This is a genomic window from Streptomyces purpureus, from assembly GCF_014648195.1.
Lineage (GTDB): Bacteria > Actinomycetota > Actinomycetes > Streptomycetales > Streptomycetaceae > Streptomyces > Streptomyces purpureus.
In genome coordinates this window covers 45,182-63,783 of the sequence record NZ_BMQQ01000009.1, presented here as the reverse complement: position 1 = coordinate 63,783, position 18,602 = coordinate 45,182, and the positions used below count along the sequence as shown (strand labels likewise).

Here is an 18,602-nt window from a genome sequence, read left to right as displayed (position 1 = left end):
GGGGTCGGAGGAGAGCAGCAGGAGTCCGTCGGACGAGACGACGGCGACGGACCGGACCCCGGGCACCTCCTCCACGAGGTTGCCCAGCAGCCATTGCAGATTGCGGGCTTCGCTGCTCAGTCCGAATGTGCCGGTCGCAGTCAACTACGTGCCTCCTCGACTGTGTCCCCCGTCGTCTCCTCTGTGCGTACTGCTTCCAACTGCTGTGTGGCTTCGGGGTCGTCGGCGGCGAGGCCGTGTTCCTCGGCGATCTCCGCCTCGACGTCGCGGCGCCCGTCCTTGGCTCCCTGGTGGAAGCCGCCCAGGCGGCGGCGCAGGGCCTCGGCGTCGATACCGCCGCCGCGCTCCTTCGTGGGCGCCTCGGCGGGCCGGACGACCTGAGGGGTGCGCTTGGGCAGGCCCTTGTCGGTGACGCGCTCCCAGGTGGCGACCTTGGGGCCGCTGTCGAGGACCGGGTCTGCGGCGGGCTCCTCGGCGCGCTCGTGGGTGTCGGGGCCGATGGCGTACGGGTCGGCGGTCTGGACCGGGATCCGTACCTGGAGGGTGGTCTCGGAGGTCACGGGCTCCGAGGTCTCGACCGGCTTCTCAAACTCGACGGGCTCCTCGGACTCGACCGGCTCCTCGGACTCGACGGGCTCCGAGAGCTCGTCCGACGCCTCTGCCTCGGGCTCGGGGACCACCTCGGTTCCGGTCTCCGCGACGGTCTGTTCGGCCGCGGCCACCAGCGGGTCCCGTACGCGGCCCGGGAGGGTGTTGGAGTTGGCCTCCGCGACCGATCCGGGCAGCGTGAGCGTGGACGCGGTGCCCGCCGTGGTCACCGCGGGCGGCACGGCGGCCGGCGGGGCCTCGGGCAGCAGACCCTGCGGCAGGACGACGACGGCCGCGGTGCCGCCCTGCTTCTGCTCGCGCAGCTGGACCCGTACGCCGTGCCGGGCGGCGAGCAGGGCGGTGACCCGGATGCCGAGGCCCTCGCCGTCCATGTCCTGGTCGTGGTCCGGGCCGGGGTCGGCGAGGCGGGCGTTGAGCTCGGCGAGCCGGGTCTCGGTGATGCCGATGCCCTCGTCCTGGACGGAGAGCATGATCTCGCCGCTCTCCAGGAGCCAGCCGGAGAGCTGGACCTGCGCGTCGGGCGGGGAGAAGGAGGTGGCGTTCTCCAGCAGTTCGGCGATCAGGTGCGAGAGGTCGTCGGCGGCGAACCCGGCGACATGGGCGTGCGGCGGCAGGGCCTGGATCGTGACCCGCTCGTACCGCTCGATCTCGCTGACGGCCGCCCGTACGACGTCGACCAGCGGTACGGGCCCGTGGTGGGTGTTGCCGTGTTCGGAGCCGGCGAGGATCAGCAGGTTCTCGCTGTGGCGGCGCATGACCGTGGCCATGTGGTCGAGCTTGAAGAGGGTGGCGAGCCGCTCCGGGTCCTGCTCGCGCTCCTCCAGCTTCTCGATGACGCCGAGCTGACGCTCGACCAGGCCGAGCGTGCGCAGGGAGAGGTTGACGAAGGTGTGCTGGACGGTGTGGCGGTGCCGTTCCAGTTCGGCGGTAAGCCGCTCGGTCTGCTCCTGGAGTTCGGCGCGCCGCTCGGCGAGTTCCTCGGCGAGGGCGTCGCGGGCGACCGCGAGGTCGGCGCGGTCGCCGTCGAGCTTCCCGGCCCGTACACCGAGCGCGTACAGCTTGCCGTGCAGGGTGTTGAGGGACCGGACGACCTGGGCGAACTCGTCGTTGCGGCCGGTGAAGCGGATCGGCTCCTCGGCGGTGGCCTCGGGCGCCGCGGCGAGGCGGGCGGCGCCGATGCGAAGGACGGCGAGCGGGCGGGTGAGGGTGCGGGCGACGGCGGTGGAGATGCCGATCGCGACCAGGAGCAGCCCGCCGAGCAGGGCGATGCGGAGTTCGAGGGCGGTGACGTCGTCGTCGCGGAGCTGGGAGAGCTGGTCGACCTGGCCGGTGGCGAGGGAGGACTCGACACCGCGCATCTGCTCGATACGGGCGGAGAGGGCCGCCTCCAGGGTCTCCCGGTCGGTCCTGCGGTCGGACTTGGAGAGCTCGGGGCGGTCGGTGAGCCGGGCCAGCAGGCTCTCGGCGGCCTTGACGTCGGGGCCGGTGACCGTGGCGGCGAGGGAGTCGCGGGCGGTGGAGGTGGCGGCCTGGTCGAAGTCGGCGAGGGCGGCCAGTTCACGGACGCGGGACTGCTGGGCCGCCGCGCTGAGCGCGTCGCGGGTCCGGGCGGCCTCGGCGGCGGCCTCCTCGTCGGCCCGCGAGCTCTGGGAGCCCGGGAAGCCCTGGCCCTGCTGGGAGCCCTCGGGGGTGGGGACGGAGAGCGCGGCGACCAGCAGGCCCCGGGTGGCGGAGGCCTGTTCGACGGCGAGACCGAGCGCGGCGGGGGCCCGGGAGGCGTCCGCGGCGCGCGCGGGGGTGTGCTGCGCGAGCTGGTCGGCCAGCGCGTGCAGCTTGGTGATGATGTCGGTGTACGCCTTGTACGTCTCCAGCGCCGTGCCCTTGCCGGTGAGGGCGGTGCGGCGGACGGAGGGGACGGTGGCGAGGTCGCGGCGGAGCTCTGCCGGGGCCTCGGGGTGGATCTCGTCGATCTGCCGGTCCACGCGGGCGCTGCGGGCGGAGGAGACCTGGCGCTTGCCGCGGCTCTTGTCGCTGTCGGCGCTCTCGTCGCCCTTCTGCTCGTCGCGGCCCGCGGCGACGTAGGCGGTGACCTCGTCGCGTTCGTCGGCGAGGGAGTGGGCGAGGGTGACGGCCTGCCGGTTGAGTTCGGCGAGGGTGACCAGTCGCTGGGAGTCCGTCAGGTCGCCGGAGGCGGTGAGGACGGCGGGGGCGCCGGCCGCGACGACGGTGATGCCGACCAGGGCGACGCCGGCGACGAGCCGGCTGCGTACGCGGACGGTGCGGCCCGCGCCGGAGTCCGGGGTCTGCGGATCACCGGGGGTCTCATTGCGCGTGCCGTTGTTGCTCCGAGGCCGCTTCTTCTGCACCGGTGCTCGCATCCTTGACTCGTCCACCCATGAAGCAGAGGTGACGACCGGTCACACAAGAGAGCGCCCCCACCCCTGGTACGGCTTCCGACCATTCCAGCGCTTTTGGGAGGGGGACGCGCATCGGCCGCTCCGCCACCCGAACGAGTGAACAACACTCCGGAGTTGACAAACAAGCCGCCCTGACGGGCTCCCGACGGCCGTGCGGGGCGCCGGCTGGAACTTCCGCGCGGGCTTTGGCAGGATGCGCGCCCGCAGCTCCTCGGAGCCTTCGGTTCCGCCCGTCACGCACGGCGTGACCTGCTGGTACAGGCCAATTTCGGCCGTTCGGGGGCGGCGTGAAGGAGTCATGCAGACTGACAGTCATGCGCACCGAACTCGTCACGGTCCCCGGTCACCCCGAACGCCCCAACGAGGACTGGATCTCGGTGGCTCTTCCCTCGTCGGGCCAGGGAGGAACCGCGGTCGTGCTGGACGGGGTGACACCCCCGCCGGACGATGACGGTTGTGTGCACACCGTCGACTGGTTCACCGCGCGGCTGGGCGGCGCGCTGACCGAACTGTCCGGTTCGCGGCGCGACCTCTCCCTGGCCGAGATCCTGTCCCTGGCAATCCGGCGCACCGCGGATTCCCACCGCGACACGTGTGACCTTTCTCACGTCCGTACTCCGCAGGCGACGGTGGTCATGGCGCGCTGGGATCGGGATTCGGTCGAACATCTGGTCCTGTCCGACTCGGCCTTGCTCCTGGCCTCCCCCGAGGGCACGGTCCGGGCCGTCCTCGACGGCCGGCTCGACCTGGTGCCGCGCGAGATCCTGCGCTCCCGGGTGGCCACCGACGCGCTGCGCAACACGGAGGGCGGCTTCTTCACGGCGGCGGCCGACCCCTCGGTGGCCCACCGGGCGGTGACCGGGGTGACGCCCCGTGCGGACGTACGGGCCTTCGCGGCGCTCACCGACGGCGCGTCGCGCTGGGTGGAGCTGTTCCAGGAGGGCGACTGGGCCGCCTGCTTCCGGCTGCTCGAGAAGGAGGGGCCGCGGGGGCTGGTCGAGCGGGTACGGGCGATCGAATCGGCCGACCGGACGGCGGGCGGTGCGCGCCGCTGGAAGCTCCACGACGACGCGACGGCGCTGTACGTGGAGCTGTGAGCGGGGCCGGCCGGGTGAGCCGAAGCCCGTTCGTACAGCGGAGGGTGAGGGACCGTTCGCCGCGCGCGATCGGGAGGAAGAGGGCATAACGGGAGAGGACGTACGGCGTACCGCAGGAGGCCCCCTCGCCATGAGCACCACCACCACGGCGTCGAGCGTGACGCCCTCCCCCGAGGTCCACTTCTGGGCCGTGCCCGATCTGACAGGACTCGACTTCGACCCGCTGCTCGCCCGGCTGCTGCACGAGGAGCCGGTGGCGCGGGTCCGGCTGCCGCACGGCGAGGGGCACGCCTGGCTGGTGACGCGGTACGAGGACGTGAAGTTCGTGTCCGTGGACCCGCGCTTCAGCCGGCAGGCCGTCTGGGGGCGCTCCGTCACCCGGCTCGCGCCGCACTTCATCCCGATGGACGGCGCCGTCGGATTCGCCGATCCGCCCGACCACACCCGGATGCGACGGGTGGTGGCGAAGGCTTTCGGCGCCCGCGCGCTGAGCGCCCTGCGCGCCCGTGCGCAGGAGGCGATGGACGGGCTCCTCGACACCCTGGCCGAGCACGGCCCGCCCGCCGACCTCATGGAAGGGGTGAACCGCCCCTTCCCGCTGATCATGGTCAGCGAGCTGATGGGCGTGCCTCCCGAGGACCGGCCTCTGATGGCGCACTGGTCCGACACCATCATCTCCGCGGCGGCCGGCCGGGAGGCGAGCGAGCGGGCCAAGGAGGAGATGGCGGCCTACTTCCGCACCCTGATCGGCGCCCCGTGCGCACCGGGGTCCGAGACGCTGGCGGCGGTCCTGGCCGAGGCGGTCGAGGAGGAGGTGCTCAGTGAGCACGAGGCGGTCGGACTCGCCGTCCTCATCCAGATCGGCGGCGCCCACGCCGTCCGCAACAACAGCGCCAACATGGTGTACGCCCTGCTCACCCACCCGGACCAGCTGGCCAGGCTGCGCGCCGAGCCGGCGCTGCTGCCGGGCGCCGTCGACGAGCTGCTGCGCTACATCCCGCACCGCAACGCGGTGGGCCTGTCGCGGATCGCGCTGGAGGACGTGGAGGTCGGCGGGGTGGTCATCCCCGAGGGCGATCCGGTCTACGTCTCGTACCTGACGGCCAACCGCGACCCGTCGGTCTTCGCCGACCCCGACACCCTGGACCTCGGCCGGCCCTACAACCCCCATGTGGCCTTCGGCCACGGGCCGCACTACTGCCCAGGCTCCGCGCTCGCCCGGATGGAGTCGGAGATCCTGGTCCAGTCGCTGTGGGACCGCTTCCCCGGGCTGAGACTGGCCGTGCCGACGGCGGAGATCCGCTGGCAGCGCGGTGCGCTGATCCGGGGGCCCGAGACCCTGCCGGTGAGCTGGTGACCGCGCTCGACGCCGGGCGGCCGGGCGCGGCGGAGCCGGTGGCGCGCGACGGTCTTGTGGTGCCGCCGGGCGGCGGGCGGCGGCTGACCACGGCGGCGCAGGACGTCACGTTCAAGGTGACCGGCGGGCAGTCGCCGACCGCGTCGACCTTCGAGGTGAGCGTGCCGCCGGGGTTCGACGTGGGCGCGCACGCGCACCGGCACAGCGAGGAGCTGTTCTACGTCCTCGACGGCGAGCTGGACGTGCTCGCCTTCGAGCCGCTGGTGCGGACCCCGGACTCCTGGCGGGAGTGGGAGTCGCGGTCGGGGCAGCGGGTGATGCGGGCGGGGCCGGGCACCTTGATCCTCGTACCGCCCGGGTGCCCGCACGCCTTCGCCAATCCGACCGGCGAGCCGGCCCGGATGCTGTTCCAGGCGGCGCCGCCGCCGGACCACGAGAGGTACTTCGAGGAGCTGATGGACATCCTCGCCTCCGGCGGTCCCGTGGACCACGCGGCGGTGGCCCGGCTGCGGGCGAGGTACGACATCGAGCAGCTCACGCCGCTGCGGCACGGGGGCGGCTGAGGTGGGACGGCCGGCCGCGGGGCGGTCAGCGGTCCTCGGCGCGGGTGTTGAGCTGGTGCAGCAGACGGGCGAGTTCGGCGACCTCGCCGCGATCCCAGCCCGACAGCTTGCGTACGTAGCGCTCCCGGCGGGCATCCCTCACATGCCGGAAGCGGTCGCGGCCCTCGTCGGTGAGCCGGACGAGGGAAGCGCGGCCGTCGGCGGGGTCGGGGTCACGGGCGACGAGTCCGAGGTCCTCCAGGGCGCGGAGCTGGCGGCTCATGGTCGCCTTGCCGACACCGAAGTAGCCGGCGAGGTCGGTGGCGCGCTGGCCGCCGGCCTCGTCGAGCCGGACGAGGAGTCCATAGGCGGCGGGTTCGAGCTCCGGGTGGACCTCGCGGGCCATCTCGCCGGAGGACGCCCGGGCGCGCCGCAGGAAGACCGCCAATTCACGTTCCAGGGCCAGGAATTCGTGGTCCACACCACTTTCCCCGGCCGGGTCCGCTTCACTCCCCGTACCGCTTCTGTGCACGTCAGCACCCCTCGCGCGCTTTTACCCGACTGAAAGTTTCTTACCGCCGGGGCCGTTGCCGCAGCTCCGTCAGTATTTCGCAGGCGTAGACCAACGGCAGCACTCTGCCCCTCTTCCGCGCAGTGTTCTACGTGCGTAGCGTCACTTGTGACATGTCCACACCAGCGCATGTCAGTCCCCCGGATCCCCCCACCACCGAGGTTCCATCGGAGGCACGCAATGCCTGTGCGCAGACCCGGCCTGATCCGTCACCGCAGATCCGCCGTGGCCGCCGCCCTGACGGCGGCCCTGGCCCTCCTCCTCACCCTCCCCGGCGCGGCCACGGCCGCCGACCGCCCGCACCGCCCCGACCGCGGCGAGGCCTACATGGGCATGGGCGTCGCCGCCCACGACGGCGTGGGCGGCCTGCCGAGCGACTCCCGCGCGGCCCAGACCGAAGGCGTGGACGTCTCCAGCCACCAGGGCAACGTCGCCTGGTCCACCCTCTGGAACAGCGGCGTGAAATGGGCCTACGTGAAGGCCACCGAGGGGACGTACTACAAGAACCCCTACTTCGCGCAGCAGTACAACGGCTCCTACAACATCGGCATGATCCGGGGCGCGTACCACTTCGCGACCCCCGACACGACCTCCGGCGCGACCCAGGCCGACTACTTCGTCAACAACGGCGGCGGCTGGTCCCGCGACGGCAAGACCCTGCCGGGCGCGCTGGACATCGAATGGAACCCCTACGGCGCGGCCTGCTACGGCAAGAGCGCGTCCGGGATGGTCACCTGGATCCGGGACTTCGTGAACCGCTACAAGGCCCGCACAGGCCGGGCCCCGGTGATCTACACGGCGACGTCGTGGTGGAAGCAGTGCACCGGCAACTACGGCGGCTTCGGCTCGGTCAACCCGCTGTGGATCGCCCGCTACAACACCACCCCCGGTGAACTCCCGGCGGGCTGGGGCTACTACACGATGTGGCAGTACACCTCGACCGGCCCGACGGTCGGCGACCACAACAAGTTCAACGGCGCCTACGACCGCGTACAGGCGCTGGCGTACGGCTGACCCCGACCTCGGCGAAGGCCCCCGGCGTACGGGCGCCGGGGGCCTTCGCGCGGGCAGGACGGCCGGCGGACCGACGCAGCTCCCTTGCCTGGTCCGGCGGCGCGGCGACAGCCCCGAGGCGTTCTACAGCTGGGCCTTGCAGACCGTGGCCCGCTTCGTCTCGCCGAGCGGGAGTTCGATCCCACGGCCGGGTTCCCCACAGGTCTGGTTCTGCTAGGCGCCCGCACGGCGGACCCCCGGCGCACGGGCGCCGGGGGTCCTGGTCTGTGCGGGGCCGGTCAGCCGCAGCGGCCCGCGGGGCGGGTGCGGGTGGTGAGGTCGGTCCAGCCGGTGGTGGCGTCGATCCAGATGACCTGGCGGTCACCGGCCGCCGCCGGGGACAGCTGCTCGCCGCGGTTGCAGGAGACCCGCTCGCGCTGCGCGCCGTCCGTGGTCAGCTGCCAGAGCTTGGAGAGCGACTCGTTGTTCCAGGAGAGGGCCGGGAGCTGGGAGCTGACCGTGACCGACGTCTCCGAGACGGTGAGGTCGGCGGCGATCAGGGCACCCGGCTTGGCCTCGCCGCTGATGTCGAAGGCGTTGGTGCCGTCCAGGTCGGCCCGGCGGATCGCCATCTGGCCGTCGTCGTCGGTCAGTTCGTCGGCGAGCCAGAAGACGTGGCTGCCGTTGATGCCGGTCTGGCCGAGGCCCTGGGGCTCGCCGAGCTGCTCGGTCAGGGTCGCCTTGCCGGTGGCGAGGTCGTAGATCTCGACCCCGAGCCGGTAGTCGCCGCTCTCGCCCGGGTACAGCTTGGCGTACGCGATCTTCCCCTTGCTGATCGAGGGCAGCGCGGTCGCCAGGTGGTAGCGGCCGCCGTCCACGAAGGCGGGCTCGCGGTCGCCAGGGCGCAGGAAGCCGACGTGCCGGCCGCCGAAGAGGTCGTACGTCTCGAAGACGGCGACGCCGTTCTCGTAGCGCAGCCCGGAGATGTCCGTGGTGGACGTGTACAGCTTCTTGATCGGGCCGCCCGCCAGCGGCCGGGAGAGGATGTCCAGGCTGGTCGGGCCGTACGCCGCCCAGACCACCGTCTTGCCGTCGGTCGCCGGGTAGACGTGGAAGCGCCCGTCGTTGGGGCTGATCAGCCTGGGTGTACCGGTGCCGTTGGCCCGGCCCGCGTAGACCGAGTACGGCTCGGAGCCGTCGTCGTTCGACTTGGAGACGGTCCACCAGCCGCCGCCCGCTCCGACGCCCGTGCCGGCGGTGTTGAGCTTGCGGAAGAGGACGTCGGTGTCGACGCCGAGGGCCTTCTCCCAGCCGGGGACGATGCCGTGGGCCGCGAAGGACCGCTTGGTGACCGACAGCTGCTTCGTGGAGGCCCCGAGCTCCTTCGCCGCGGCGAGCACCGCCGCCCGGCCCTCGGTGAAGCCGTCCAGCGGGGTCATGTACGAGGACAGCGCCCGGTAGACGATCCGGTCGGCGAGCTCGGCGCCCATGTCCTGGCGCATGTCCCACAGCGCGCCGGAGAAGATGGTCGAGTTGAGGTGCACGCCGCCGTTGTCGGTGCCGAAGGCGACGCCGAGGAAGTTCTTGGACGTGCTCGCGCCGTCGTTGAGGTCGCGCAGCGCGCAGTCGCGGGGCGCGGTGGTGCGGCAGAGGTTCTCGCCGATGAGGCCCGCGTCCGGGTCGCTCATGGAGCGGCCGGCGACGGCGACGTCGACGGCGTTGCCGAAGTAGTCCGCGATGGCTTCGTTGAGGGCGCCGGACTGGCCCGCGTAGACCAGGTTGGCGGTGTTCTCGACGACACCGTGGGTCATCTCGTGCCCGACGACGTCGAGGTCGGCCGACAGCGGCTTGTACTCCTCGTCGCCGGAGCCGTACACCATCTTCTGGCCGTCCCAGAAGGCGTTGACGTACGGCTGGCCGAACTCGGTGACGCCGACGAGCGAGTTGAACGACGAGCCGCGCCCGTCGAGCCCGTCCCGGCCGTGCTGCCGCTTGTAGTAGTCGTAGACCTGGCCGGCCGCCCAGTGCGCGTCGACCGCGCCCTTGTCGGTGGCCTCCTTGCCGAAGTCGGCGGTGGCGGAGCCGACCTCCTTGATGCCGCTGGGCCAGGCACCGGCCGCCTCGCTCACGTCGCGGCCCGTGGCGTCCCAGGTGGAGAGGGTGCCCTTGGTGCCGTCGGCCATCCGCGCGTGGTCGACCATGACGTACTGGTCGCGGGTGGTGTCGCGGTAGACGTTCAGCGGGACCTTGGTGCCGTCCAGGAGGACGCCGCTGCCCTCGGAACCGGGGTGCGCCGTGGCGGCGGCGGCCGCGGCCGGGGGCTTCCCGCCCGGCTGCCGGGCGCCGGCGATCGTCTTGATGCCGCTGTACTCGAGGACCGGGTAGCCGGCCTTCGCGTCGACGTACACCTGCCGCAGGACGGGCTCCCCGGTCGCCGGGTCCGCGCCGCGTACGGTGACATGGTGGGCGAGCACGCCCTCGCCGCGCGGGATGACGACGAGGCCGCGCGCGGTACCGCTGAGCGCGGCCGCCCTCTCGGACGAGGCGCCCTGCCGTTTCACCGCGTCGGCCCGGGTGAGCTTCTTGCCGCCGAGCCCGCGGGCGGTCGCGGCGACCGCGCGGCGCACGGCCGTCTCCTGGTCGACCGACGGCTCGGTGCCCGCGGTCAGTTCGGTGAAGTACTTCCCGGAGGTGCCGGTGACGACCCGTGTGCCGTCCTTGGTCTCCATCCGGACCACGTACTGCCCACCGAGGACGGGGACGCCGCGGTGCTTCTGCTGGAGCCGTACGGTCTCCTTGCCGTCCTGCGCGACCGTGCGCAGCGGGGCGAGGTCACGCGCGGGCTCGGCGATCCGGTAGCGGCTCTCCTTGGCGGCGAGATGCTCGCGGGCCGCGTCGGCCGGGGCGGCCTTCGCGTCGACCGGCTCCCGGATCCCTTCGACGAGCGCCGGGGTCTCCGTGTCGGTGGCCGGTACGACACCGGTGGCCGGCGGCGGTGTCGCCGCCGCCTGTGCCGGTACCGCGGTGATCAGGAGCCCGGCGGCGCCGAGCAGCGCCGCCACCCCCGCTCCGGCCCGCCGTGAACCGGTCGTCTTTCTCCTGTACGTGCGCACAGAACGTACCCCTCCCACATGCTGGTCAGGCACTTTCAGGTGGTCATGACCATGCAACAGGTGGGGTATCGGCCGTTCAATGCTGAGCCGGTGTTCAGTAGTGGACACGCACACTTGTGTGCGTCGTGAAGGCGGCGTGAGAATCCACCCCATGATCGAGGGGGAGTTGCGAACTCTGGGCCTGGGGGCGGCCGAGGAGCGCGCGTACGAGGCGCTGTTACAGGAACGGGCGTGCGGGACCGAGGAGTTGGCGGTCCTGCTCGCACTGCCGCGGGACCGGCTGCAGAGCGCACTCGACCGGCTGGTCGAGCACGGTTTCGCCTCGCCCTCCGACCAGGGCGGGCTGCCGCACCCGGCGGCGCCGGCCGCCGCGATCCGTACGCTGATCCACCGAAGACAGGCTGAACTCCACCTGCGCTCCGCGGAGCTTGAGCGCCTGCGGATGTCCGCCGACCAGCTCGCCGGACGGCTGACCTCCCTCTCGCCGAGCGCCGCCGACGGCGGGATCGAAGTGGTCACCGGCCCGCGAGCGATCGGTGAGCGGGCCGCGTACCTGCTGGCCCTGGCCGAGCACGAGGTGGCCATCCTGGACCGGCCGCCGTACACCGGCGGGCAGCCGGGCGACGGCACCTCCCGCACCCCGGGCCTTGACGTCGAGGCGCTGCTGGAGCGCGGCGTACGGGTACGGACCGTGCTCGACCGGACGGCGCTCGGCTACCCGGGCCGGATGCGGTCCCTGACGGCGCTGGTGGAGCGGGGCCTGCGGGCCCGGGTCGCCTCCGGCGTCCCCACCAAACTCATCGCCGTCGACCGGCGGATCACCCTGCTGCCGCCCAGCGGAGCCGCCGACGCGACCGCCTCGGCGCTGGTCGTCGGCGACTGCCTGCTGCACAACGCGCTGCTGCCGCTCTTCGAGACGGTGTGGGAACGGGCCACCCCGCTGGGCGGCGCGGGCGGCGGCGCCACCGGCGACGGGGACGGCGAACTGTCCGAGGGGCAGCGGGAACTGCTCGGGCTGCTCGCGGCCGGGCTGAAGGACGAGGCCATCGCCCGGCGCCTCGGCGTGCATGTGCACACCGCGCGCCGCCGGATCAGCCGGCTCCTGGAGGCGCTGGACGCGGAGACCCGCTTCCAGGCGGGCGCGCGGGCCACGCTGCGCGGGTGGCTGGACGTGTGACGGCCACGGCCGGGACTTCCCAGGCTGCTTGACAGGCGGGTTCACCGGCGGGTTCACAGGCGGGTGGGTAAGGATGAGACGCATGTACGTGTACGGGAAGAGGCTTCTGCTCTGGTCCGTCGCCGCCGTGCTGACGAGCGCCACCGCCTGCGCGGCCCCCGCGCGCACCGGTCCGCCACCGGTGCCGCGGCTGCCCTCCCCCACTCCGGGGAGAGCCGCCGCGCCAGGGGTGGGACTGCCGTCGGTGGGCGTCCTGGCCGACGAGGACGGCCACTGGTGCACGGCGAGCGTCGTGGACAGTCCGCGCGGCGACGTCGTGGCGACCGCGGCGCACTGTGTCTTCACGGACGGCGCCTACGCCGAGGACTTCTCCTTCGTGCCCGGCTACCGCGGCGCAGACCCGGGCACCCGCCCGTACGGCAGCTGGAAGGTCCGCGCGGTCCAGGTCGACGACGGATGGCGGGACGACGGGGACGACGCCGTCGACTACGCCTTCCTGACCCTGGAACCGGACGAGCGGGGCCGCAGTGTGCAGCAGGTCGTCGGCGGCGCCGAGGCCGACTGGGCCTCCCCGGCGCACCGCCGGGTGACGGTCGTCGGCTACCCGAACGAGGACCACAACCCTTCGGGCACGCCGGTCTCCTGCACCACCGACACCTCCCCCGACCCGGAGCTGGACGGCTCGATGCGGATGGAGTGCGCGGGTTTCTGGGACGGCACGAGCGGCAGCCCCTGGCTCGCGGACTACCGCGACGCCCGCCACCCGGGCCGTCTGATCGGGGTGCTCAGCGGCGGCGAGACGGACACCGAGTCCACGGCGGTCGTCTTCGACGCGCGGGCGCGCGAGCTGTACGAGAAGGCGGCGGGGGCGTGAGGCCGACGGGGGGCGCAGGGATCCGGGGCGCGGCGGGGCGTGAGGCCCGGATGGGCCACAGGGGTCCGGGCGCGGCCGGGCATGAGTCCCCTCCCCGCCGGGGCGTCCGGGCGCGGCAGGTGGGTGAGGCCGGGGCCGCAGGGGTCCGGGCGCGGCCGGGCGTATGACCGGCCCCGCCGCAGGGTCGGGGCGCGGCGGGGCGTGAGCCACGCCCGGCGTAGGCGCGTGAGGAGGGCGCCCCCGAGGGGGCGCCGTTCCTCACGGGCCGTCTCACGCCGCGGCGGAGACAGCCACCTCCGCCGGGGTCAGGGCGATCTCCAGGACCTGGCGGACGTCGGTGACCGGGTGGACCTCCAGCGTGTCGAGGATCTCGGCCGGGACGTCGTCGAGGTCGGCCTCGTTCCGCTTGGGGATCACCACGGTCGTGATGCCCGCCCGGTGCGCGGCCAGCAGCTTCTGCTTCACCCCGCCGATCGGCAGGACCCGGCCGGTCAGGGACACCTCGCCGGTCATCGCCACGTCCGTGCGGACCAGACGGCCCGACAGGAGCGAGGCGAGGGCCGTCGTCATCGTGATGCCCGCGCTCGGACCGTCCTTGGGCACCGCGCCCGCCGGGAAGTGGATGTGCACACCCCGGTCCTTGAGGCCGGTCACCGGCAGTTCGAGCTCCGCGCCGTGCGAGCGCAGGAAGGAGAGCGCGATCTGCGCGGACTCCTTCATCACGTCGCCGAGCTGGCCGGTCAGGGTCAGCCCCGCCGCGCCCGTCTCCGGGTCGGCGAGCGACGCCTCGACGAACAGGACGTCGCCGCCCGCGCCGGTGACGGCGAGACCGGTCGCGACACCCGGCACGGACGTGCGCCGCTCCGCCGGGTCCTGGGCGGACTCGGGGATGTGGTGCGGACGCCCGATCAGCGCGCGCAGATCGTCCGGCGTGACGGTGAACGGCAGCTCGCGGTCGCCCAGTTCGTGCTGGGCCGCGACCTTCCGCAGCAGCCGGGCGATGGAGCGCTCCAGGTTGCGTACGCCCGCCTCGCGGGTGTACTCGCCGGCCAGCTTGCGCAGGCTGGCGTCCTGAAGGACGACCTCGCCCGGCTCCAGACCGGCCCGCTCCAGCTGACGCGGCAGCAGGTGGTCCCGGGCGATGACGACCTTCTCGTCCTCCGTGTAGCCGTCGAGCCGCACCAGCTCCATCCGGTCGAGGAGGGCCTCGGGGATGGCCTCCAGGACGTTGGCGGTGGCGAGGAAGACGACGTCGCTGAGGTCGAGTTCGACCTCCAGGTAGTGGTCGCGGAAGGTGTGGTTCTGCGCCGGGTCGAGGACTTCGAGGAGGGCCGCGGCCGGGTCGCCGCGGAAGTCCGAGCCGACCTTGTCGATCTCGTCGAGCAGGACCACCGGGTTCATGGACCCGGCCTCCTTGATCGCCCGTACGATCCGGCCGGGCAGCGCGCCGACGTACGTACGCCGGTGGCCGCGGATCTCCGCCTCGTCGCGGACACCGCCGAGGGCGACCCGGACGAACTTGCGCCCCATGGCGTGCGCGACGGACTCGCCGAGGGAGGTCTTGCCGACACCGGGCGGGCCGACGAGGGCGAGGACCGCGCCGCCGCGGCGGCCGCCGACCACACCGAGACCGCGCTCGGCGCGCCGCTTACGGACCGCCAGGTACTCGGTGATGCGTTCCTTCACGTCGTCCAGGCCGGCGTGTTCGGCGTCGAGGACGGTCTTGGCGCCCTGGATGTCGTACTGGTCCTCGGTGCGTTCGTTCCAGGGCAGTTCGAGGACGGTGTCGAGCCAGGTGCGGATCCAGGAGCCCTCCGGGGACTGGTCGCTGGACCGCTCCAGCTTGTCGACCTCCTTGAGGGCGGCCTCACGCACCTTCTCGGGCAGGTCGGCGGCCTCCACGCGGGCGCGGTAGTCGTCGGACTCCTCGCCCTCGCTCTCGCCGTTGAGCTCGCGCAGCTCCTTGCGGACGGCTTCGAGCTGGCGGCGCAGCAGGAACTCGCGCTGCTGCTTGTCGACGCCCTCCTGGACGTCCTTGGCAATGGACTCGGCGACGTCCTGTTCGGCGAGGTGCTCGCGCAGCTGCTCGGTGGCGAGCCGGAGGCGGGCGACCGGGTCGGCGGTCTCCAGGAGTTCGACCTTCTGGGCGGTCGTCAGGAACGGCGAGTAGCCGGAGTTGTCGGCCAGCGCGCCGACGCCGTCGATCTGCTGGACACGGTCCACGACCTGCCAGGCGCCGCGCTTCTTCAGCCAGTCGGTGGCGAGTGCCTTGTACTCCTTGACCAGTTCGGTGACCTGACCGGGCAGCGGGTCGGGCACGGTCTCCTCGACCGTGGCCCCCTCGACCCAGAGGGCTGCGCCGGGACCGGTCGTGCCTGCGCCGATCCTCACCCGGCCGCGGCCGCGGATCAGCGCGCCGGGGTCGCCGTCGGAGAGCCGGCCGACCTGCTCGACGGTGCCGAGGACGCCGGTGGACGCGTAGGTGCCGTCGATACGGGGCACCAGCAGGACCCGCGGTTTGCCGGTGGTGGCACGGGCGGCTGCCTGGGCGGCCTCGACGGCGGCGCGTACGTCGTTGTCGGACAGGTCCAGCGGCACGACCATCCCGGGCAGCACGACCTCGTCGTCGAGCGGCAGCACGGGCAGAGTGAGCGGCACGGACACCGTGGACTCAGAAGCCATGATCTCCCCTTCGGCAGTCAAGTTGAGCTATGCCGACTCAATGCTGCTGAGCCGGGGATTGTTCCCCGACAGGTGTTCGCTCTGAGCGATCGGGCCCCGGTACGCCGGAGCCGTACGGAACAGGGGCTGTTTCTGACGGGGTGAAGGCGGCATCCTCGTGCCATGACCAACGGGGGGAACACACGGGCCGGATGGGGCATGGCCCTGGTGCTCGCGGTCGCTGCGGGGATCAGCGGCTGCGCCACCGGAGACACCCCGCCACCGCCCTCGGCGGCCCCGCCGCCCGCAGCGTCACCGTCCACGGCCGCGTCACCTTCCCCCGCCACGTCACCGCCCGCGTCGCCCCAGCGGGCCGCCGACCCGGACGAGGTCCTGGTGTCGGTGAACGTCAGCGGCGGGTTCGCGGGCGTCAGCAACGAACTGCGGGTCCACGGCGACGGCCGCTGGACCGTCCGCACGGGCAAGGGCCAGGAGCGGACCGGCCGGATGACCGGCGCGGAAGTGGCGCGGCTGCGGGCCTCCCTCGAGGCGCCGGCCTACGCCCGGGTGCCCGTGCGGCCCACCGGGCCGACCGTCTTCGACGGGTTCCAGTACGTCATCGCGCACGACCACCGGGTCGTCGTCGCGGCCGACGGGGAGCGTCCCGACGCCCTTCGGCGGGTGTTCGACGCCCTGCCCCGGGACGCACGACTGACCAGCACATGAGGCCGGTGACGAAGGCCAGCAGATGGCCCCAGTCGGAGACCGGGTCCTCGTAGGCGCGCAGATCCGCGAGGAGCATCAGGGACACCCCGGCGAGCAGCGCGGCGCGCAGTGGCGCGCGCAGCAGCAGCGCGAGCGCCCCGGTGCAGGCCAGCAGCCCGAAGCTGATGCCGTAGTCGAGCCGGTGCAGCGACGAGACGGGCAACTGCCCGGCCCACACCGAGATCCCGACCGGCACCTCGGTCGCGAGCGTCGCCACGACGTGCCCCGCGCCGAACACGGCCGCGGTGCGCACCGCGCCAACCCGCCGCTCCAGCGCGGCGAGCACGACGACGAAGCCGAGCGCGTACGGCGAGGCGAGTCCGCCCGCGATCCACAGCGCGCTGGCGACGAGGACGAGCAGGGGAGTACGGGCGAGATGGGCGGCGTCGGTGCTGGAGCCCTCCAGGAGCGCGGCGACGGTGCCGGGGTCGCCGAACTCCGCGTAGAGAGAGGTCGCCAGGAGCACCCCGCCGTAGGCGAAGGTGAAGGGCACGGGGACCCGCCCGCGCATGACGGTCCCGGCGGGCGGCGCCGGCCGCTGCGGGAGGGCGTCGAGGAGGCCCGCGGGGCCGGACGGGTCCGGCGGTGTCCGACGTCGCCGCACCTCACCAGGCCCCTTCGCGTCGATCGACTCCGGCCTCCACCCTGCCCCAGCCACCACGGTCACCACCACCGGAGGCGGGTGACCTACGACACTCCGACGGTCCGGCGTGAACCGGCCACGGGGAGCCGGTGCCCCGGGCGCGAGACGGCCGTTAACCGATTGTCCGGGGCGCTCCCGCGCGGCGAGGATGGTCCCGACGACCATGTGCACCCACCTACGGCAGGAGGCTCCCCGCATGTCCGCCCCCGTCACCCTCGACCGGCGCGAAGGACCGTACGGGGAGGTGGTCCTGCGGCGGCACGGAGACCTGTTCCAGATCATCGCCAACGGCACGTTCCTCATGGACACCTCCGACGGGCGCTCGGAACGGCTGCTCGTGGACGCGGCGTACCTGGCCCTCGACCCGCCGCCGGCCGCCCCGGCCGTCCTCATCGGCGGTCTCGGCGTCGGCTTCTCGCTGGCCCACGCGGCGGCGAGCGGCCACTGGGCGCGGATCACCGTCGTCGAACGCGAGCAGGCGATCATCGACTGGCACCGCGAAGGCCCCCTCGCGGCGATCTCCGGCGAGGCGCTGGCCGATCCGGCGACCGTGATTCTGCACACGGACCTCGTGGAGCATCTGCGGACCACTCCGGACACCTACGACGCCCTCTGCCTGGACATCGACAACGGCCCCGACTGGACCGTCACCGAGGACAACGAAACCCTTTACTCGCCCGGCGGACTGGCCCTCTGCCGGGCTCGACTGAGGCCGGGCGGAGTGCTCGCCGTCTGGTCCGCGCGGCCCTCCTCCGAATTCGAGGAGTCAATGCGGAATGCCGGATTCAGCGGGGTAAGGACTGAAGAGATCCACGTTGCCCGAGGCGTTCCCGATGTGGTCCACCTCGGCGTCAGGGCTGGATAGCCGCGACGCGGCGACTGCCTTTACGCTGCTGCCTCGACAACTCGGATCACGGCCACGATGAAGACGGCCACACAGAACTACGTGCGGTGCGCGACGACGCGTGTCAGGGGCGGGGCGATGGAGCAGACAACCACCAGCCAGGGCGGTGCGGCGCCGTACCCGTCGGCCAGCGCCCAGCGAAGGGTCCTGGTCGTCGAGGACGACGCCACGATCGTGGACGCCATCTCCGCACGGCTGCGGGCCGAGGGCTTCCTGGTCCAGACGGCCACCGACGGCCCGGCGGCCGTCGATGCCGCCGAGGCCTGGCAGCCCGACCTGATGGTCCTCGACGTGATGCTGCCCGGCTTCGACGGCCTGGAGGTCTGCCGCCGCGTCCAGGCGCAGCGCCCCGTCCCCGTGCTGATGCTCACGGCGCGTGACGACGAGACCGACATGCTGGTCGGGCTCGGGGTCGGCGCGGACGACTACATGACCAAGCCGTTCTCCATGCGGGAGCTGGCGGCCCGGGTGCACGTCCTGCTGCGCCGGGTGGAGCGGGCGGCCCTGGCGGCCGTGACGCCGCGCAGCGGCATCCTGCGCCTGGGCGAGCTGGAGATCGACCACGCCCAGCGCCGGGTCCGCGTCAAGGCCGAGGACGTCCATCTGACGCCCACCGAGTTCGACCTGCTGGTCTGCCTGGCCAACACCCCGCGCGCGGTCCTCTCCCGTGAGCAGCTGCTCGCCGAGGTGTGGGACTGGGCGGACGCCTCCGGCACCCGTACGGTCGACAGCCACATCAAGGCGCTGCGCCGCAAGATCGGCGCCGAGCGGATCCGTACCGTCCACGGTGTCGGGTACGCGCTGGAGACCCCGGCGCCGTGACCGCGCCGCGGCCGGCCCGCCCGCCCAGGCCGCCCCGGCCCGCCCGGCCGGCCCGCC

Annotated in this window: 15 protein-coding genes; 9 read left to right on the top strand and 6 right to left on the bottom strand. The window is 73.0% G+C overall.

Annotated elements, in window-relative coordinates; genetic code table 11:
- Nucleotides 1-144 (bottom strand): roadblock/LC7 domain-containing protein (locus IEZ01_RS34895; protein ID WP_373287611.1); only part of this gene is annotated, 144 nt, incomplete at its 3' end.
- On the bottom strand, nt 141-2,975 hold the full coding sequence (locus IEZ01_RS13930; RefSeq protein ID WP_189201917.1) for a sensor histidine kinase: 2,835 nt from the start codon (nt 2,973-2,975) through the stop codon (nt 141-143). The genes IEZ01_RS13930 and IEZ01_RS34895, both read right to left, overlap by 4 nt.
- A 365-nt stretch (nt 2,976-3,340) precedes the next feature.
- On the opposite strand from IEZ01_RS13930, the gene IEZ01_RS13925 reads away from it, so the two are divergent.
- The 3 genes from IEZ01_RS13925 to IEZ01_RS13915 all read left to right on the top strand — a co-directional run bounded on the left by IEZ01_RS13925 (nt 3,341) and on the right by IEZ01_RS13915 (nt 6,043).
- Entirely contained in the window at nt 3,341-4,123 is a 783-nt protein-coding gene (locus tag IEZ01_RS13925) for a protein phosphatase 2C domain-containing protein (protein WP_189201915.1), read from the top strand.
- A 130-nt stretch (nt 4,124-4,253) separates the two neighbouring features.
- A complete protein-coding gene (locus tag IEZ01_RS13920) occupies nt 4,254-5,480 on the top strand; it encodes a cytochrome P450 (RefSeq protein WP_019889419.1) in 1,227 nt (408 codons plus the stop codon).
- Nucleotides 5,477-6,043 carry a cupin domain-containing protein gene (locus tag IEZ01_RS13915; RefSeq protein WP_019889418.1) on the top strand — a complete coding sequence of 189 codons (567 nt, stop codon included), beginning with the start codon at nt 5,477-5,479 and terminating at the stop codon, nt 6,041-6,043. The genes IEZ01_RS13920 and IEZ01_RS13915 overlap by 4 nt, the downstream gene beginning before the upstream one ends.
- Nucleotides 6,044-6,068: 25 nt before the next feature.
- On the opposite strand, the gene IEZ01_RS13910 is transcribed toward IEZ01_RS13915, so the two are convergent.
- Nucleotides 6,069-6,554 carry a MarR family winged helix-turn-helix transcriptional regulator gene (locus IEZ01_RS13910; RefSeq protein ID WP_189201913.1) on the bottom strand — a complete coding sequence of 162 codons (486 nt, stop codon included), beginning with the start codon at nt 6,552-6,554 and terminating at the stop codon, nt 6,069-6,071.
- 219 nt (nt 6,555-6,773) lie between these two features.
- On the opposite strand from IEZ01_RS13910, the gene IEZ01_RS13905 reads away from it, so the two are divergent.
- The gene (locus tag IEZ01_RS13905) at nt 6,774-7,607 is read left to right on the top strand and encodes a lysozyme (RefSeq protein WP_189201911.1); all 834 of its coding nucleotides are present in this window, start codon (nt 6,774-6,776) and stop codon (nt 7,605-7,607) included.
- A gap of 278 nt (nt 7,608-7,885) precedes the next feature.
- Here the strand turns inward: IEZ01_RS13905 and IEZ01_RS13900 are convergent, their stop codons facing one another.
- A complete protein-coding gene (locus tag IEZ01_RS13900; protein ID WP_229832938.1) occupies nt 7,886-10,699 on the bottom strand; it encodes a M4 family metallopeptidase in 2,814 nt (937 codons plus the stop codon).
- A 151-nt stretch (nt 10,700-10,850) separates the two neighbouring features.
- Between IEZ01_RS13900 and IEZ01_RS13895 the strand changes: the two genes are divergently transcribed.
- On the top strand, nt 10,851-11,876 hold the full coding sequence (locus IEZ01_RS13895) for a helix-turn-helix domain-containing protein (RefSeq protein WP_019889411.1): 1,026 nt from the start codon (nt 10,851-10,853) through the stop codon (nt 11,874-11,876).
- Nucleotides 11,877-11,958: 82 nt separating this feature from the next.
- Nucleotides 11,959-12,750: a trypsin-like serine peptidase gene (locus IEZ01_RS13890; protein ID WP_019889410.1), complete on the top strand. Its 792-nt coding sequence runs from the start codon at nt 11,959-11,961 to the stop codon at nt 12,748-12,750.
- 270 nt (nt 12,751-13,020) lie between these two features.
- Here IEZ01_RS13890 and lon read toward each other — a convergent pair whose 3' ends face one another.
- Nucleotides 13,021-15,432, bottom strand: a complete 2,412-nt coding sequence (gene lon, locus IEZ01_RS13885; RefSeq protein ID WP_189201909.1) for an endopeptidase La — start codon at nt 15,430-15,432, stop codon at nt 13,021-13,023.
- 162 nt (nt 15,433-15,594) lie between these two features.
- Here lon and IEZ01_RS13880 point away from each other — a divergent pair, with 162 nt between their 5' ends.
- The gene (locus IEZ01_RS13880) at nt 15,595-16,137 is read left to right on the top strand and encodes a hypothetical protein (protein ID WP_189201907.1); all 543 of its coding nucleotides are present in this window, start codon (nt 15,595-15,597) and stop codon (nt 16,135-16,137) included.
- Here IEZ01_RS13880 and IEZ01_RS13875 read toward each other — a convergent pair.
- Complete coding sequence (locus IEZ01_RS13875) at nt 16,028-16,780, bottom strand: rhomboid-like protein (protein ID WP_019889400.1); 753 nt, start codon at nt 16,778-16,780, stop codon at nt 16,028-16,030. The genes IEZ01_RS13880 and IEZ01_RS13875 overlap by 110 nt on opposite strands.
- A gap of 235 nt (nt 16,781-17,015) precedes the next feature.
- Here IEZ01_RS13875 and IEZ01_RS13870 point away from each other — a divergent pair, with 235 nt between their 5' ends.
- Entirely contained in the window at nt 17,016-17,684 is a 669-nt protein-coding gene (locus IEZ01_RS13870; protein ID WP_019889397.1) for a spermidine synthase family protein, read from the top strand.
- 117 nt (nt 17,685-17,801) lie between these two features.
- Nucleotides 17,802-18,545, top strand: a complete 744-nt coding sequence (locus IEZ01_RS13865) for a response regulator transcription factor (RefSeq protein WP_019889396.1) — start codon at nt 17,802-17,804, stop codon at nt 18,543-18,545.
- Nucleotides 18,546-18,602 lie beyond the last annotated feature (57 nt).

Coding starts and splice junctions, on each gene's coding strand:
- IEZ01_RS13920 (WP_019889419.1), top strand. CDS start 4,254: ATGAGCACCACCACCACGGCGTCGAGCGTGACGCCCTCCCCCGAGGTC.
- IEZ01_RS13895 (WP_019889411.1), top strand. CDS start 10,851: ATGATCGAGGGGGAGTTGCGAACTCTGGGCCTGGGGGCGGCCGAGGAG.
- IEZ01_RS13905 (WP_189201911.1), top strand. CDS start 6,774: ATGCCTGTGCGCAGACCCGGCCTGATCCGTCACCGCAGATCCGCCGTG.
- lon (WP_189201909.1), bottom strand. CDS start 15,432: ATGGCTTCTGAGTCCACGGTGTCCGTGCCGCTCACTCTGCCCGTGCTG.
- IEZ01_RS13890 (WP_019889410.1), top strand. CDS start 11,959: ATGTACGTGTACGGGAAGAGGCTTCTGCTCTGGTCCGTCGCCGCCGTG.
- IEZ01_RS13865 (WP_019889396.1), top strand. CDS start 17,802: ATGGAGCAGACAACCACCAGCCAGGGCGGTGCGGCGCCGTACCCGTCG.
- IEZ01_RS13870 (WP_019889397.1), top strand. CDS start 17,016: ATGTCCGCCCCCGTCACCCTCGACCGGCGCGAAGGACCGTACGGGGAG.
- IEZ01_RS13880 (WP_189201907.1), top strand. CDS start 15,595: ATGACCAACGGGGGGAACACACGGGCCGGATGGGGCATGGCCCTGGTG.
- IEZ01_RS13925 (WP_189201915.1), top strand. CDS start 3,341: ATGCGCACCGAACTCGTCACGGTCCCCGGTCACCCCGAACGCCCCAAC.